The following is a 12839-nucleotide window of genomic DNA, read 5'->3' on the forward strand; positions in this document are numbered from 1 at the left end:
CCCCCCCCCCCCCCCCCCCCCCCCCCCCCCCCCCCCCCCCCCCCCCCCCCCCCCCCCCCCCCCCCCCCCCCCCCCCCCCCCCCCCCCCCCCCCCCCCCCCCCGGGCCCGCCCCCCCCCCCCCCCCCCCCCACGAAGGAGATGAACGAAGAACGACTACGCGGGCTTCGGAGCGTCAGAGGTCGACGCGTCGCCAGCCGAGAGGCTGTCACCGAGGTCTTGCTCCTCGGGGATCGACACAGCCACGATGAGCTGGTCTTCGTCGCCGATGAGAATGGCGCCCTCGGGCAGCTCGATGTCTCTCGCCAGAATCTGGGTGCCGGCCTCGGCGCCCTCGATGTTGACGGTGACGCGGGTGGGGATGTTGGTGGCCAGCACCTCGAGCAGCAGCACGAAGGTGTCGAGGTCGGCCGTGGCACCCGAGACGGGCTCACCCTCGACCTGAACGGCAACTTCAACCTGCACACGCTCGCCCTGGCGAACGGCGATCAGGTCGAGGTGCTCGATGATCTGGCGTACGGGGTCTTTCTGAACGTCTTTCACGAGCGCCAGCTGAGGCGTGCCTTCGATGTCGAGCTCAATGAGCGCGTTCGACTTGCGAATGAGCAGGAAGACCTCGTGGCCGGGCAGGCTCACGTGCTGGGGGTCGGCGCCGTGGCCGTAGATCACTGCGGGGATCTTGCCGGCAGCACGGAGCTTGCGAGCCGCGCCCTTGCCGAATGAGGTGCGGGTTTCCGCAACGATCTTGTTGTCGTCAGCCATGATTGTTCTCCTCACGGGGTCAGCCCCCGCGTCGATTGGGTTTGCAAAGTGTTTTCAACTCGAACGCGTCAGCGTGAGGAAAGACGTAAAGCCTCTTCTACCGCGTCGATTACGGATGCCGGGCATCCCTCGCCGAAGTTCAGTGCTTGAGTCTACACGGATGCCCGTAGCCATGCGACCGCGTCGCCAACGATGGCGGCCGGCGTCTGCCCTGTGTCGAGCACACAGCCGCGCTCGTCGGTCTGCAGCGGTTCGAGGGTGTCGAGCTGGGAGTCGAGCAGCGCTGCGGGCATGAAGTGGTGCTCGCGGTGCACCATGCGGGCCCGGATGAGCGCACTTCCGCCTGCGAGGTGCAGAAACACGGTGTCGGGGGCGAAGCTTCTCAGGGCGTCTCGATACGCCTTCTTGAGGGCCGAGCATGCCACGACGGGGCCTCGACCCGGCTCGCCGTGCAGCACCTGGCCGACGGCCGCGAGCCAGGGCTGGCGATCGGAGTCGGTCAGCGGGGTACCGGCGGCCATCTTTGCCTTGTTCGCAGCGGGGTGCAGGTCGTCGCCGTCGATGAACGACACCCCGAGCGCCGACGCGAGAGCCAACCCGACGGTCGTCTTCCCCGACCCCGAGACGCCCATGACGACGGTGGGCGGCAGTTTCACAATCGGCAGGGAAGTCACCCGGTCAGCCTAACTGCGCAGCGCGATCAGCCACGCATCGAGACCCATCAGCGCCGCGTACAACACGATCAGAATCCCGTACCCCGCCAGGTTTCGCCCCCGGGAGATGTGCTCCGCGTGCCACCACCCGAATACGCGGAAGATCCACGGCGCCACCACCCAGCCGAGCAGCTGCGTGCTGAAGACGTTACCGATGAACAGGCTCGCCCAGAACGGCACCCCGTTCGCCTCCAGCAGCGGCGCGCTGATGAAGAAGCCGAACAGGAACACGATCGGATAGAGCACCAGCAGCACCAGCAGGTTGTCTTTGAAGATCGCCAGTCGCGACGGCGTGTCGACGCCCGAACGGCTGCCGTCCCAGAAAGAGAAGCCGTAGCGCGACCGACTCACCTTCATCTGCGCATTGAACGACTCGCCCTCACTGAGCAGGCGAGTGCGCTGCGGCGACTCGACCCAGGCGCTCAGGTGCTCGTCGCTGTCGAAGCTCAGGATGACCGTCCAATCGTCTTGCAAGCCCGGAGTCGGCCGCTCGATCTTGTGCCCCCGAAACCCGGCAAAACTCGCTTCGGCCGCCGAGATGCGACGCTGCCACTCGAGGAACTCACTCTCGCGGTCAACCGGAACCCTGCTTGTGACGATGATCGAGGCGGCCGCCGGAACCTGGCGCTGGTGCTCCGTGACGAAGTGGAACTCCTCCTGGCCGACGAAGATGTGCTCGATCTCCGCGAAGAGCGTCGCACGCTCGCCGCTCTGCAACCACGACTGTGCGGCCTCGGCATTCTCGAAGCGCTGCACGAGAACCCAGTCGGTCTGCGCGGGCGGCGAGGGCTCGATCACCGTGCGGTCGATGAACCCGGTCCACGCAGCGAGAACCGCCCCGAGCTTCAGCTCCCACGCCCGGTAGGCCTCATCGCTGCCCGGCACGATGCGGCGCTGGATGATCAGCGAGACGGGCGCTCCCGCCACCCGATCACCTGCAGCGACCGTCTCCCCCTTGGTCATGGCCTGTTAGGCCTTCTGGTAGGCGCGCTCGCCCATCACCCAGGTCTGATCGACGGCACGGTCGTCGCCGACGATCATGATTCCGAAGAGCATGTTGGCGGCATCATCCATCGTCACCGGGTCTCCGCCGTCGGCAATGAGTGTCGAGTGCCAGTCGGCACCGGGAGGGCCCTGCGTCCAGTCGAGGGCAACGAAGTCGGCCTCCTTGCCGACGTCGAAGCTGCCGACACGGTCGTCGATGTAGAGCCCCTCGGCCCCGCCCAGCGTGATCGACCAGAAGGCACGATAGGCCGAGAGCTTGTTGCGCTCGGCCTCGGCGGCGTCTTTCAGAGAGGGGTCGATGCTGCCGTCGAGCAGGGTGTTGTTGATCATCCCGACCTTGTAGGCACCGTCGAGAACAGCGAGCATGCTGAACCGGTTGCCGCCGCCCATGTCGGTGCCGAACGTCATGCGCACGCGCTGGTCGGGGTCGGTCGCCTTTCCGAGCCGGAACATGCCGCTGCCGAGAAAGAGGTTCGAGTTGGGGCAGAACGTGACCGACGCTTCTGCGTCGTGAAGGCGCTTGTACTCGGAGTTCGACAGCCAGACCGCGTGACCACCGGTGAACTTCGGACCGACCAGATTGTATTTCTCGTACACCGCGAGGTAGTCGTCGGCACCCGGGTGAACCACCCCGACGCCGCGAATCTCGGCGGGGTTCTCTGAGATGTGAGTGTGCACCCAGGCATCCGGATGCTCGGTCTTCAGCTGCGCGCATCGCTCGAGCAACTCGGGGCTGGCGCCGAACGCGAACCTCGGTGTGATGGCGTAGAGGTTACGGCCGACGTTGTGATACTTCTCGATCAGGGTCTTACTGTCGGCATAGAAGGCGTCTGCCGTGTCGACGAAGTAGTCGGGGGCGTTCGTGTCGATACCGGTGAGTCCCGAGATGACCCGCATGTTTCGTCGCGACGCCTCCTCGAAGAGCTCCTCGGTGCAGACGGGAGCGGTGCTCGTGAAGGCCTGCACCGTTGTCGTTCCAGAGGCGAGCAGGTTGTCGAAGAATCGCACCGCGCCGTCTTTGGCGTACTGGCGGTCGGCGTACCGCGCTTCCTCGGGGAAGACCCACTTCTGCAGCCACGGCAGCAGCTGCTCACCGAAGGCGCCGAGCACGCGGGTCTGGGGAAAGTGGATGTGCCCGTCGATGAAACCCGGCGTGATGATGCGGTGCTCGATGTGCGTGATCTCGAGGTCGGCGTACTCGCCCGCTCGATCGCTGTAGGGGCCGAACGAGACGATGATGCCGTCGTCGACGACCAGCAGGCCGTCTGCGAGAAATCTCGCCGAGGCCTCTTCGTCGCCCACATGCTTCCATGGGTCGTCTATGAAATCAAAAAAAGAACCACGAATTCCGCGAACGGTCATTGCTCTGCCTTCCCTGCGTCTGAGGCAACACCAGACACAACAGTGGCCCCGGGTCAGATCGTACTAAACCGCTACGCTGGAAAGGGCAATTCTTTGGAGGAAACTTATGGCTGAAACAAGCGAAGCGACAGCGAACATCGGTGTTGTCGGGCTTGCCGTGATGGGCTCGAACCTGGCGCGCAACCTCGCCAGCCGAGAGGGCAACACCGTGGCGGTGTACAACCGCTCACCTGAACGTACGAAACTGCTCACCGACGAGCATCCTGAAGCCGGCTTCGTGGCCAGCGAGAAGATCGAAGACTTCGTTGCATCGCTGACCAAACCGCGAACGGCCATCATCATGGTGCAGGCGGGAAAAGGCACTGACGCCGTCATCTCGCAACTGGCCGACCTGTTCGACGAGGGCGACATCATCGTCGACGGCGGCAACGCACTGTTCACCGACACCATTCGGCGAGAAGAAGCCATCACGGCCAGGGGAATCCACTTCGTGGGCACCGGCATCTCGGGTGGCGAAGAGGGCGCGCTGAAGGGCCCCTCGATCATGCCCGGCGGTTCGAACGAGTCGTACGTGACGCTCGGCCCGATTCTCGAGTCGATCGCCGCCATCGCCGAGGGCGAACCCTGCGTGACGCACGTGGGTACCGGCGGCGCCGGCCACTTCGTGAAGATGATCCACAACGGCATCGAGTACGCCGACATGCAGCTCATCGCCGAGTCGTACGACCTGCTCACCAAGATCGGCGGCCTCTCCCCCGCGGGAGCCGCCGACGTGTTCACTGAGTGGAACTCGGGCGACCTCGAGTCGTACCTCATCGAGATCACGGCCGAAGTGCTCAAGCAGGTCGATGCAAAGACCGGTAAGCCATTCGTCGACATCGTGCTCGACCAGGCCGGCTCGAAGGGCACCGGCGTCTGGACCGTTCAGAACGCCCTCGACCTGGGCGTACCCGTCGGCGGCATCGCCGAGGCCGTGTTCGCCCGCGCCGTGTCGAGCCACCCCGAGCAGCGCGAGGCGGCGCAAGCCGTCATCACGTCGCGCCCCACCCCCGTCGAGGTGGGCGAGTCGTTCTCCGACGACGTGAACGCCGCGCTGTACGCCTCGAAGGTCGTCGCCTATGCGCAGGGCTTCGACGCCATCATCGCCGGCGCCGAGAAGTACGGCTGGGAGATCAACAAAGGCAACATCGCGAAGATCTGGCGGGGTGGCTGCATCATTCGCGCCCAGTTCCTGAACCGCATCGTCGAGGCGTACGACAACAACCCCGAGCTGAAGACGCTGCTGGCCGACCCGTACTTCGCCTCGGCCGTGGCCAATGGTGAGGCGGCGTGGCGCCGTATCGTGTCGACAGCAGCGCTGTCGGGCATCCCGGTGCCCGGCTTCTCGTCAGCTCTCAGCTACTACGACTCGCTCGCGTCGAAGCGCCTGCCGGCCTCGCTGGTGCAGGCGCAGCGCGACTTCTTCGGGGCGCACACGTACAAGCGCGTCGACAGGGAAGGCACTTTTCACACGCTGTGGTCGGGTGACCGAAGCGAGATCGAGTCCGAGGGTAGCTCGCACTAGGCCGTTCTCGCCGAACGAAAGGCCCGGTGGTCGCGCAATCGCGCGGCTGCTGGGCTTTTTTACCAATTCAGCGCCAAACGGCAGTTTTTGTACCCATTTCGCTGACTGATCGTTATGCAGCGGGCTCGGTTTGCCCCGCGAAGGAGGCGCATAATTTAGGCATGGCCACTGCACCCCTGACGGCACAGCCACGACCCCTGCCGCACGTCGTGACACGAGCCGCGCGAGCCCTCGAGGCCGTCTGCCGATGAGCGACACGTACGACGAGCCCGAGCTGGCGGGTTACGAGCCGCACGGCGCCAAGCCCCTGAGAAGCGCCCGCGCGAAGACGTTCATGCGCGTCGTGGTGATACTGGGGATTGCGGCGCTGGTGCTGCCGGGCATCCTGACCACCTATGGCCTCGCGAAGGCGACCGCACAGGCTGCGTGTGCTGCGAACGTGGCGTATCGGGCGCCGAGCGCCACCGGCGCGAACGCGAAGTTCGAGTTGTTCGGCCAAGGCGGCATCGGGTGGCAGTGCTATTCGGTGGGCGCGTACGGCGGCGACCGGAGGCCGGTCGCGCCGCTCGGGCTGATTCCCACCTATCCCTCGCAGGCGACGCTGCCGGGCTGAGCCTGGGTGGATCCATTCGGGCGGGGCGTGGGCCCGGGCCTCGGTTCGGGCCCGGGGTCAGGGTCTAGAGGCCGAGCCGCGACTTCACTTCGAACACCGACGGGTTCGTTGCGCTCGATCCGTCAGGAAAGAGCACAGTGGGAACCGTCTGGTTGCCGCCATTCAGCGCCTCAACCAACTCGGCCGTACCGGCAACATCTTCGATGTTGATCTCGGTGTAGCCGATGCCATCCTTGTCGAGTTGCTTCTTCAACCGGTTGCAGTAGCCGCACCACGAGGTGGAGAACATCGTGATGGTCTCGGCCGCCGGAAGGTACTCAGTCGTTGTCGTCATAGCGTTCTCAACCTGCCATTGTCATCAAATATTTCGCGTACGGCCGGGCTCGCGCGGCCAAACTCGCGCGGCTGGGCTAGCGCGGTTGGCCGTACGAACGCGCCTACGCGTCGCCGTCGAACATCGACGTGACAGAGCCGTCGTCGAAGACCTCGTGAATCGCCCGCGCCAACAGCGGCGCGATCGGCAGCACGGTGAGTGACTCGAAACGCTTCTCCATCGGAATGGGCAGTGTGTCGGTCACGACAACCGAGTCGATGAAGTCGCTCTGCAGAATCTGGCTCGCCGGGTCGGAGAAGACCGCGTGCGTCGCCGCCACGATGACACCCTTTGCACCCGCGTTCTTCAGGGCTTCGGATGCCGCGACAATCGTTCGCCCGGTATCGATCAGGTCATCCACCAGCAGGCACCAGCGCCCACTGACGTCGCCCACGATCTCGTGTACCGACACATGGTTCGGCACCAGCGGGTCGCGGCGTTTGTGGATGATCGCCAGCGGGGTGCCGAGCTTGTCACTCCACACGTCAGCGACGCGAACACGGCCCATGTCGGGTGAGACGACCGTCAGCTGTGACAGGTCGAACGTCTTGCGAATGTGCTCCATGAGTACCGGCATGGCGAACAAGTGGTCGACGGGGCCGTCGAAGAAGCCCTGGATCTGCGGTGCGTGCAAGTCGACCGACATGATGCGGTCGGCACCGGCGGCCTTGAACAGGTCGGCGATGAGGCGCGCGGAGATGGGCTCGCGGCCGCGGTGCTTCTTGTCTTGGCGGGCGTACGGGTAGAACGGCGCCACCACGGTGATGCGTTTCGCCGATGCTCGCTTGAGAGCATCGACCATGATGAGTTGCTCCATGAGCCACTCGTTGATCGGGTCGGTGTGAGACTGGATGACAAACACGTCGCTGCCGCGAACGCTGCCGTTGAAACGCACGTACAACTCGCCGTTGGCGAACGTGTGGCTGGTCGTGGAGATCAGGCCTGTCTCGAGTTCGGCTGCGATCGCCGCCGCGAGTTCGGGATGAGCTCGTCCGGTTGCCAGAACCAGATGCTTCTCATTTTCGGCCGTGATCTCAGACACTTATTCTCCGGTTTTCTCAGCGTCGGGCGCCGATTGTAGTGAATTGTTCGCCTGCTGGGCTGCCCGGTCGGCGTCACTGCCGGCACGGTGGGTTGCAACCCATCCTTCGAGGTTTCTCTGGGGGGCCACGTTCATCGCGAGCGACCCCGCCGGAACGTTCTTGCGCACCACTGTTCCGGCGCCACTGTACGCCCCATCGCCAATTGTAACGGGGGCGACGAAGACGTTGTGTGAGCCCATTCTCACGTTCGAACCCACCACCGTCTCGCTCTTCGTCACACCGTTGTAGTTGGCAAAGATCGAGCCGGCACCGATGTTCGAGTTCGTACCGATGCGAGCGTCGCCCACATACGACAGGTGCGGCACCTTGCTGCCGTCACCGATCTGGGCGTTCTTGGTCTCGACGAATGCGCCGATCTTGCCGTCGGCACCCAGTACTGTGTTCGGCCGCAAGTAGGAGAACGGCCCCACCGTGGCGCCGGCCCCGATGACCGACAGCGTGGCATCCGACCGCTTCACGATCGCACCCTCGCCCACTTCGCAATCGAGAAGGGTCGTGTCGGGGCCCACCACGGCGCCACGGGCGATGACCGTGGCCCCCCGCAACTGGGTGCCCGGCAGAATGGTGACGTCGGGCTCGATGGTGGTCTTCAGGTCGATCCACGTCGTCGCCGGGTCGTGAACCGTCACCCCAGCCAATTGCCAGCCCCGGATGATCAGGGCGTTCATCTTGGCGGCGGCCTCACTCAGTTGCGCCCGGTCGTTGATACCCGCCACGAGCCACGCGTCGGCGACCGGAAGCACCGACACGTCAGACCCCGCTCGCCGCAGCAGCTCGATCATGTCGGTCAGGTACTTCTCGCCCTGCGCGTTGTGAGTGGTGAGCTGGGGCAGAAGCTCACGGAGCTGGGCGACACCGAACATGTAGACGCCGGCGTTGATCTCGCTGATCGCCAGCTCGCTGTCGGTCGCGTCACGGTGTTCGACGATGCGGTCGACCCTGCCGTTCGACTCACGGATGACCGAGTCGGCACCCGATCGAACAATGCGGCCATAGCCCGACGGGTCGTCGAGGTACGCGCTGAGGAGCGTCGCCGAAGCAAGGCTCCGCCGGTGCTCGGCGATCAGACCGGAGAGCGTCGCGACGTCGAGAAGCGGGGTGTCGCCGTTGATCACCAGCACGTCACCGTCGAAGTCGGCAGGCAGCGCTGCCACGGCCTGCTCCACCGCGCGGCCGGTGCCTGGAGTCTCGTCTTGGTCGACGATGAGCCCGCCGGGCATGTGCTCGGAGATGACCTCGACGAGGCGGTCGCGCTCATGACGCACCACGGTGACGGTGTAGAAGGCATCCAACTCGCGGGCCGTGCCGAGCACGTGGCTCACGATGGGAACCCCCGCCAGCTCATGCAGCAGCTTCGGAGTCTCGGACTTCATGCGCGTGCCCTGGCCCGCCGCCAGGATGATGATCGCGAGTCGGGAGTCGGTCACGTGGTTCTCACTCTCTGCTGCGGTTGCTCGCCTCGACGCGTACTGCTCCGCCTCCAGGATTCGAACCTAGTCCTAACAGCTCCAAAGGCTGTCGTGCTGCCGTTACACCAAGGCGGAATGCACAGCGGCGCGCCGTGTGCAGTAAACAAGTCTGCCAGAGCTTCGGGCCTCGCGTGACGCGCTGAGGTCATCCCAGCAAACTTTCCGGGCAGAAACCGCCGTCAAAGAGCCGGATAATGAGTAAATGCCCGATGCCGAATCCACTGACTCCGTCGACGAGATCGTCGACGCGTGGAGACGCGAGCGCCCCGATCTCGACTTCGCCCCCCTGCAGGTTCTCTCGCGTGTGTGGCGGCTCTCCCGGCACCTCGACCGGGCCAGAAGAACCTCGTTCGGCTCGAGCGAACTCGAATCGTGGGAGTTCGACGTGCTGTCTGCACTTCGGCGCGCCGGGTCGCCCTACCAGTTGAGCCCCAAAGCCCTGCTCGAAGAGACCATGGTGTCGTCGGGAACCATGACGAACCGCATCGACCGGCTCGTCGGCCGGGGGTTCGTCGAGCGCCGTACGAGCCCGCACGATGGCCGGGGCATCCTCGTGACCATGACGAACGAGGGCCTCGCCCGGGTCGACGCGGCCATCGCCGAACTCGTGACGAGCGAGTCGAAGCTGCTCTCCGCCCTCACCAAACCCGACCAGGAACGCCTGGCGGGCCTGCTGCGCAAGCTCAGCCGCGACTTCGACTGACGTGCGGTTCGCGGGCGCGTCATCCTGCTGGCGTCAGCCGCCCGCCTGCGCCCACGAGAACCGCGCCGCTATGCCAGCAGCTCGCTGAGCTGCAGCCAGCGCACCTCGAGGTCGCTGAGCGTGCTCTGAACGGTGTCGAGCTCGGTCGAGATCGCGCCGAGCCCCGCGTAGTCGCTCTGGTCGTGAGCCGCCATCCGCGCGTGAATCTCGGTGACCTGGCTGCCGTACTTCTCGAGCCTGCGGTTCACCGAAGCGAGCTCCTTCTGGGCTGCCCGCAGTTCTGCTCCTGCCAGCGCCGGCTTCGCGTTCGCCTTGCCGGCTCCGGATGCCCCGCCCGCGCTGCCTGCGCCCGAACCGTCGCCCGACGAGCCCCGCGCAGCGTTTCTCTGCTGCAGCGCGCGCACCTCGAGGTACTGGTCGACCCCGCGCGGCAAGTGGATGAACCCACCATCGATCACCGCGTACTGGTTGTCTGTGACGCGCTCGAGCAAGTACCGGTCGTGCGACACCACCAGCAGCGTGCCCGGGTAGGTGTCGAGCAGGTCTTCGATGGCCGCGAGCATGTCGGTGTCGAGGTCGTTGGTTGGCTCATCCAGAATCAGAACGTTCGGCTCACTGAGCAGGATGAGCAGCAGCTGCAGGCGGCGCTTCTGGCCACCCGACAGGTCTTTCACCGGGGTCGAGAGCTGCGCGGCGGTGAAACCCACCCGCTCGAGCAGCTGGCCGGGCGTCATCTCTTTGCCGCCGGAGACATAGGTGCTGCGCTGGCGGCCGATGACCTCGCTGACGCGATCGTTCAGAATGTCGTCGAGCTCGAACAGCTGCTGAGTGAGGGTGGCGACCTTGATCGTCTTGCCACGCTTCACCCGGCCGGTGGTCGGCTGCAGCGAACCCGAGACCAGGCTGAGCAGCGTGCTCTTGCCCACACCGTTCACGCCCAGGATGCCCGTGCGCTCGCCCGGCGCGATACGCCAGGTGACATCGTGCAGAACCTTCTTCGGGCCGTTCTTGCCGTCGTAGACCACCGAGATGTTCTCGAGGTCGACCACGTCTTTTCCGAGCCGCTGCATGGCCATCGCCGAGAGCGACACAGAGTTGCGGGCGGGTGGCTCGTCGGCGATCAGCGCGTTCGCCGCGTCGATGCGGAATTTCGGTTTCGCCGTGCGGGCAGGAGCGCCCCGCCGCAGCCACGCCAGCTCCTTCTTCATGAGGTTCTGTCGTTTCGACTCCATGGTCGCCGCCATCGTGTCGCGCTCGACGCGCTGCAGAATGTAGGCCGCGTAGCCGCCCTCGAACGGCTCGATGAGCTGGTCGTGCACCTCCCACGTGGCCGTGCAGATCTCATCGAGAAACCACCGGTCGTGTGTGACGACCACGAGGCCGCCCGAGTTCGTCGCCCAGCGCTTCTTCAGGTGCCCTGCGAGCCAGGAGATGCCTTCGACGTCGAGGTGGTTTGTCGGTTCGTCGAGAAAGATGATGTCGTGGTCGCCGATGAGCAGGGCCGCTAGAGCCACCCGCCGGCGTTGGCCACCGGAGAGGTCGTCGACCAGGGCATCCCACGGAATGTCGCTTGCCAGGCCCGCGATCACGTCGCGCACGATGGGGTCGCCTGCCCAGACGTGCTCGTCGATGCCGCCCACGATCGTGTCGCCCACGGTCTTGGTGCCGTCGAGAAGGTCGGCCTGGTCGAGCATCGCGAGCGTCACGCCGTTGCGGCGGGTCACCCGGCCGGAATCGGGCTCCATGCGGCCCGAGAGCAGGCGCAGCATGGTCGACTTGCCGTCGCCGTTACGGCCCACAATGCCGATGCGGTCGCCTTCGTTGATGCCCAGTGTGACGTCGTCGAAGATGACGCGCGTCGGAAATTCGAGATGGAGGGACTCGGCCCCCAGTAGATGTGCCACCCCTCAAGTTGACCACAGGTTGAGGTGGCGGGCTGCCGTGCAGCGGTTTCGGGGCCGCCGATTGCGTTGTCGGCAGACCCCGCCCGCGCGCGTCGGCTACCCTCGTGAGGTGACGAATGAGACGGTAGCCGAGCTGATCGCTCGCCGAATGACGACGACGCCCGATTTTCCGAAGCCGGGCATCCTGTTTCGCGATCTCACTGCACTCATGGCCGACGGTGAGGGGCTCCGCCGGGTGACGGATGCCCTGACCTCAGCCATGCCCGCCGACGTCGATGCCGTGGTGGGGGTCGAGGCTCGCGGGTTTCTGTTCGCGGCGGCCGCGGCCGTCTCGCGGGCAATCGGCGTCTACCCGATTCGCAAGCAGGGAAAGCTGCCCGGGCCGCTGCTGAGCGAGACCTATGACCTCGAATACGGCTCCGCGACCATCGAGCTGCAGCCCGACTCGCTCGCTCCGGGCTCGCGCGTCTACGTTCTCGACGATCTGCTGGCCACGGGCGGAACCCTCGTTGCCGCAGTGCGGCTCCTCGAGCGGGCAGGGTACGTGGTGGTCGGCGTGGGTGTCGCGATCGAGCTCGCCGAACTCGGCGGGCGGGCGGCGCTCGGCGCTCACCCCGTCAACGCGTTGCTCACGATTTCGTAGCGGCGGGCATCCGGTGATCTGGCCATGATGAGCATCGAACTGCTGCTCGATGCGGCACTGGATGCCCGTATCCGCGCCGAGTGGAACACCCTGCTGCTCGCGGGGCTGCCGAGCCAGGCGCGGCACTCGGGCGCGAGCAATGCGCCGCACGTGACGCTGCTCGCGGCGGAGGCTGTCGAGGTCGGCGTGGTCGGGGTCGGCGCAGTCGGGGCCGGGGTGCTCCCGGCTGAGGTGCAGCTCAGCGGATTCGCGGTGTTCGGAGCCGGGCCAAAGGGGCTGGTGCTGTCGCGACTCGTGGTGGTGAGCCGCGAGTTGCAGGCGCTGCACGCCGCGGTGCACGCGGCCGCCACGGGCCTGATCGGTCTCTCGGAGCTCACTGCCGTCGACCGGTGGACACCCCACATCACCCTCGCGAGCCGCCTCACCCCAGCGCAACTCGGGGCGGCCATCGAGCTGCTCGCGCCGCCGCCCGCGCCCCACCCGCAACCCACCGAACCGCCCGCGCCCCACCCGCAGCCGCACGTCGGCCGCGCGGTCGCCCTCCGGCACTGGAACGGCACCACCAAAACGCTGACCGCCCTCGCCTGAACCGCCACCCACTTCCCCCGCTGTCTCTTATACACATCT

13 protein-coding genes and 1 tRNA gene are annotated in these 12839 nt (G+C 65.9%); 5 read left to right on the forward strand and 9 right to left on the reverse strand.

Features of this window, described 5'->3' with window-relative positions; translation table 11 throughout:
- Window positions 1-154: 154 nt before the first annotated feature.
- The 4 genes from QN358_RS17695 to guaD form a co-directional block, all read right to left on the reverse strand.
- Window positions 155-760 (reverse strand): 50S ribosomal protein L25/general stress protein Ctc, encoded by a 606-nt coding sequence (locus QN358_RS17695; RefSeq protein WP_136643600.1) that lies wholly within the window; start codon window positions 758-760, stop codon window positions 155-157.
- Between the two features lie 152 nt (window positions 761-912).
- Window positions 913-1434, reverse strand: a complete 522-nt coding sequence (locus tag QN358_RS17700) for a gluconokinase (RefSeq protein WP_237280538.1) — start codon at window positions 1432-1434, stop codon at window positions 913-915.
- A gap of 9 nt (window positions 1435-1443) precedes the next feature.
- Window positions 1444-2436: a hypothetical protein gene (locus tag QN358_RS17705; RefSeq protein ID WP_323513140.1), complete on the reverse strand. Its 993-nt coding sequence runs from the start codon at window positions 2434-2436 to the stop codon at window positions 1444-1446.
- A gap of 6 nt (window positions 2437-2442) precedes the next feature.
- Complete coding sequence (guaD, locus tag QN358_RS17710) at window positions 2443-3840, reverse strand: guanine deaminase (protein ID WP_136643602.1); 1398 nt, start codon at window positions 3838-3840, stop codon at window positions 2443-2445.
- A gap of 106 nt (window positions 3841-3946) precedes the next feature.
- On the opposite strand from guaD, the gene gndA reads away from it, so the two are divergent.
- Together gndA and QN358_RS17720 are read left to right on the forward strand one after the other, a co-directional pair.
- Entirely contained in the window at window positions 3947-5404 is a 1458-nt protein-coding gene (gndA, locus tag QN358_RS17715) for an NADP-dependent phosphogluconate dehydrogenase (RefSeq protein WP_136643603.1), read from the forward strand.
- Window positions 5405-5651: 247 nt separating this feature from the next.
- Window positions 5652-6017, forward strand: coding sequence for a hypothetical protein (locus QN358_RS17720; RefSeq protein ID WP_323513141.1), 366 nt, complete (start codon window positions 5652-5654; stop codon window positions 6015-6017).
- Window positions 6018-6081: 64 nt separating this feature from the next.
- On the opposite strand, the gene QN358_RS17725 is transcribed toward QN358_RS17720, so the two are convergent.
- The 4 genes from QN358_RS17725 to QN358_RS17740 all read right to left on the reverse strand — a co-directional run bounded on the left by QN358_RS17725 (window position 6082) and on the right by QN358_RS17740 (window position 9037).
- On the reverse strand, window positions 6082-6351 hold the full coding sequence (locus tag QN358_RS17725) for a mycoredoxin (RefSeq protein ID WP_136643605.1): 270 nt from the start codon (window positions 6349-6351) through the stop codon (window positions 6082-6084).
- 103 nt (window positions 6352-6454) lie between these two features.
- Entirely contained in the window at window positions 6455-7432 is a 978-nt protein-coding gene (locus QN358_RS17730) for a ribose-phosphate diphosphokinase (RefSeq protein ID WP_136643606.1), read from the reverse strand.
- Complete coding sequence (gene glmU / locus QN358_RS17735; RefSeq protein WP_136643607.1) at window positions 7433-8920, reverse strand: bifunctional UDP-N-acetylglucosamine diphosphorylase/glucosamine-1-phosphate N-acetyltransferase GlmU; 1488 nt, start codon at window positions 8918-8920, stop codon at window positions 7433-7435.
- A 45-nt stretch (window positions 8921-8965) separates the two neighbouring features.
- Window positions 8966-9037: transfer RNA gene (locus tag QN358_RS17740), tRNA-Gln, on the reverse strand.
- 127 nt (window positions 9038-9164) lie between these two features.
- Between QN358_RS17740 and QN358_RS17745 the strand changes: the two genes are divergently transcribed.
- On the forward strand, window positions 9165-9665 hold the full coding sequence (locus QN358_RS17745; protein WP_136643608.1) for a MarR family winged helix-turn-helix transcriptional regulator: 501 nt from the start codon (window positions 9165-9167) through the stop codon (window positions 9663-9665).
- Between the two features lie 68 nt (window positions 9666-9733).
- Here QN358_RS17745 and QN358_RS17750 read toward each other — a convergent pair whose 3' ends face one another.
- The gene (locus QN358_RS17750; protein WP_136643609.1) at window positions 9734-11569 is read right to left on the reverse strand and encodes an ABC-F family ATP-binding cassette domain-containing protein; all 1836 of its coding nucleotides are present in this window, start codon (window positions 11567-11569) and stop codon (window positions 9734-9736) included.
- A gap of 109 nt (window positions 11570-11678) precedes the next feature.
- Here QN358_RS17750 and QN358_RS17755 point away from each other — a divergent pair, with 109 nt between their 5' ends.
- Together QN358_RS17755 and QN358_RS17760 are read left to right on the forward strand one after the other, a co-directional pair.
- A complete protein-coding gene (locus QN358_RS17755) occupies window positions 11679-12212 on the forward strand; it encodes an adenine phosphoribosyltransferase (protein ID WP_323513142.1) in 534 nt (177 codons plus the stop codon).
- A gap of 24 nt (window positions 12213-12236) precedes the next feature.
- Entirely contained in the window at window positions 12237-12800 is a 564-nt protein-coding gene (locus QN358_RS17760; RefSeq protein WP_323513143.1) for a 2'-5' RNA ligase family protein, read from the forward strand.
- The last annotated feature ends 39 nt before the right edge of the window (window positions 12801-12839 follow it).

The organism is Subtercola sp. RTI3 (genome assembly GCF_035018625.1).
Lineage (GTDB): Bacteria > Actinomycetota > Actinomycetes > Actinomycetales > Microbacteriaceae > Subtercola > Subtercola vilae.

Bases quoted from the DNA above. Each gene is read 5' to 3' on its own strand.
- QN358_RS17695 (WP_136643600.1), bottom strand. From the start codon at position 760: ATGGCTGACGACAACAAGATCGTTGCGGAAACCCGCACCTCATTCGGC.
- QN358_RS17705 (WP_323513140.1), bottom strand. From the start codon at position 2,436: ATGACCAAGGGGGAGACGGTCGCTGCAGGTGATCGGGTGGCGGGAGCG.
- guaD (WP_136643602.1), bottom strand. From the start codon at position 3,840: ATGACCGTTCGCGGAATTCGTGGTTCTTTTTTTGATTTCATAGACGAC.
- gndA (WP_136643603.1), top strand. From the start codon at position 3,947: ATGGCTGAAACAAGCGAAGCGACAGCGAACATCGGTGTTGTCGGGCTT.
- QN358_RS17720 (WP_323513141.1), top strand. From the start codon at position 5,652: ATGAGCGACACGTACGACGAGCCCGAGCTGGCGGGTTACGAGCCGCAC.
- QN358_RS17725 (WP_136643605.1), bottom strand. From the start codon at position 6,351: ATGACGACAACGACTGAGTACCTTCCGGCGGCCGAGACCATCACGATG.
- QN358_RS17745 (WP_136643608.1), top strand. From the start codon at position 9,165: ATGCCCGATGCCGAATCCACTGACTCCGTCGACGAGATCGTCGACGCG.
- QN358_RS17760 (WP_323513143.1), top strand. From the start codon at position 12,237: ATGATGAGCATCGAACTGCTGCTCGATGCGGCACTGGATGCCCGTATC.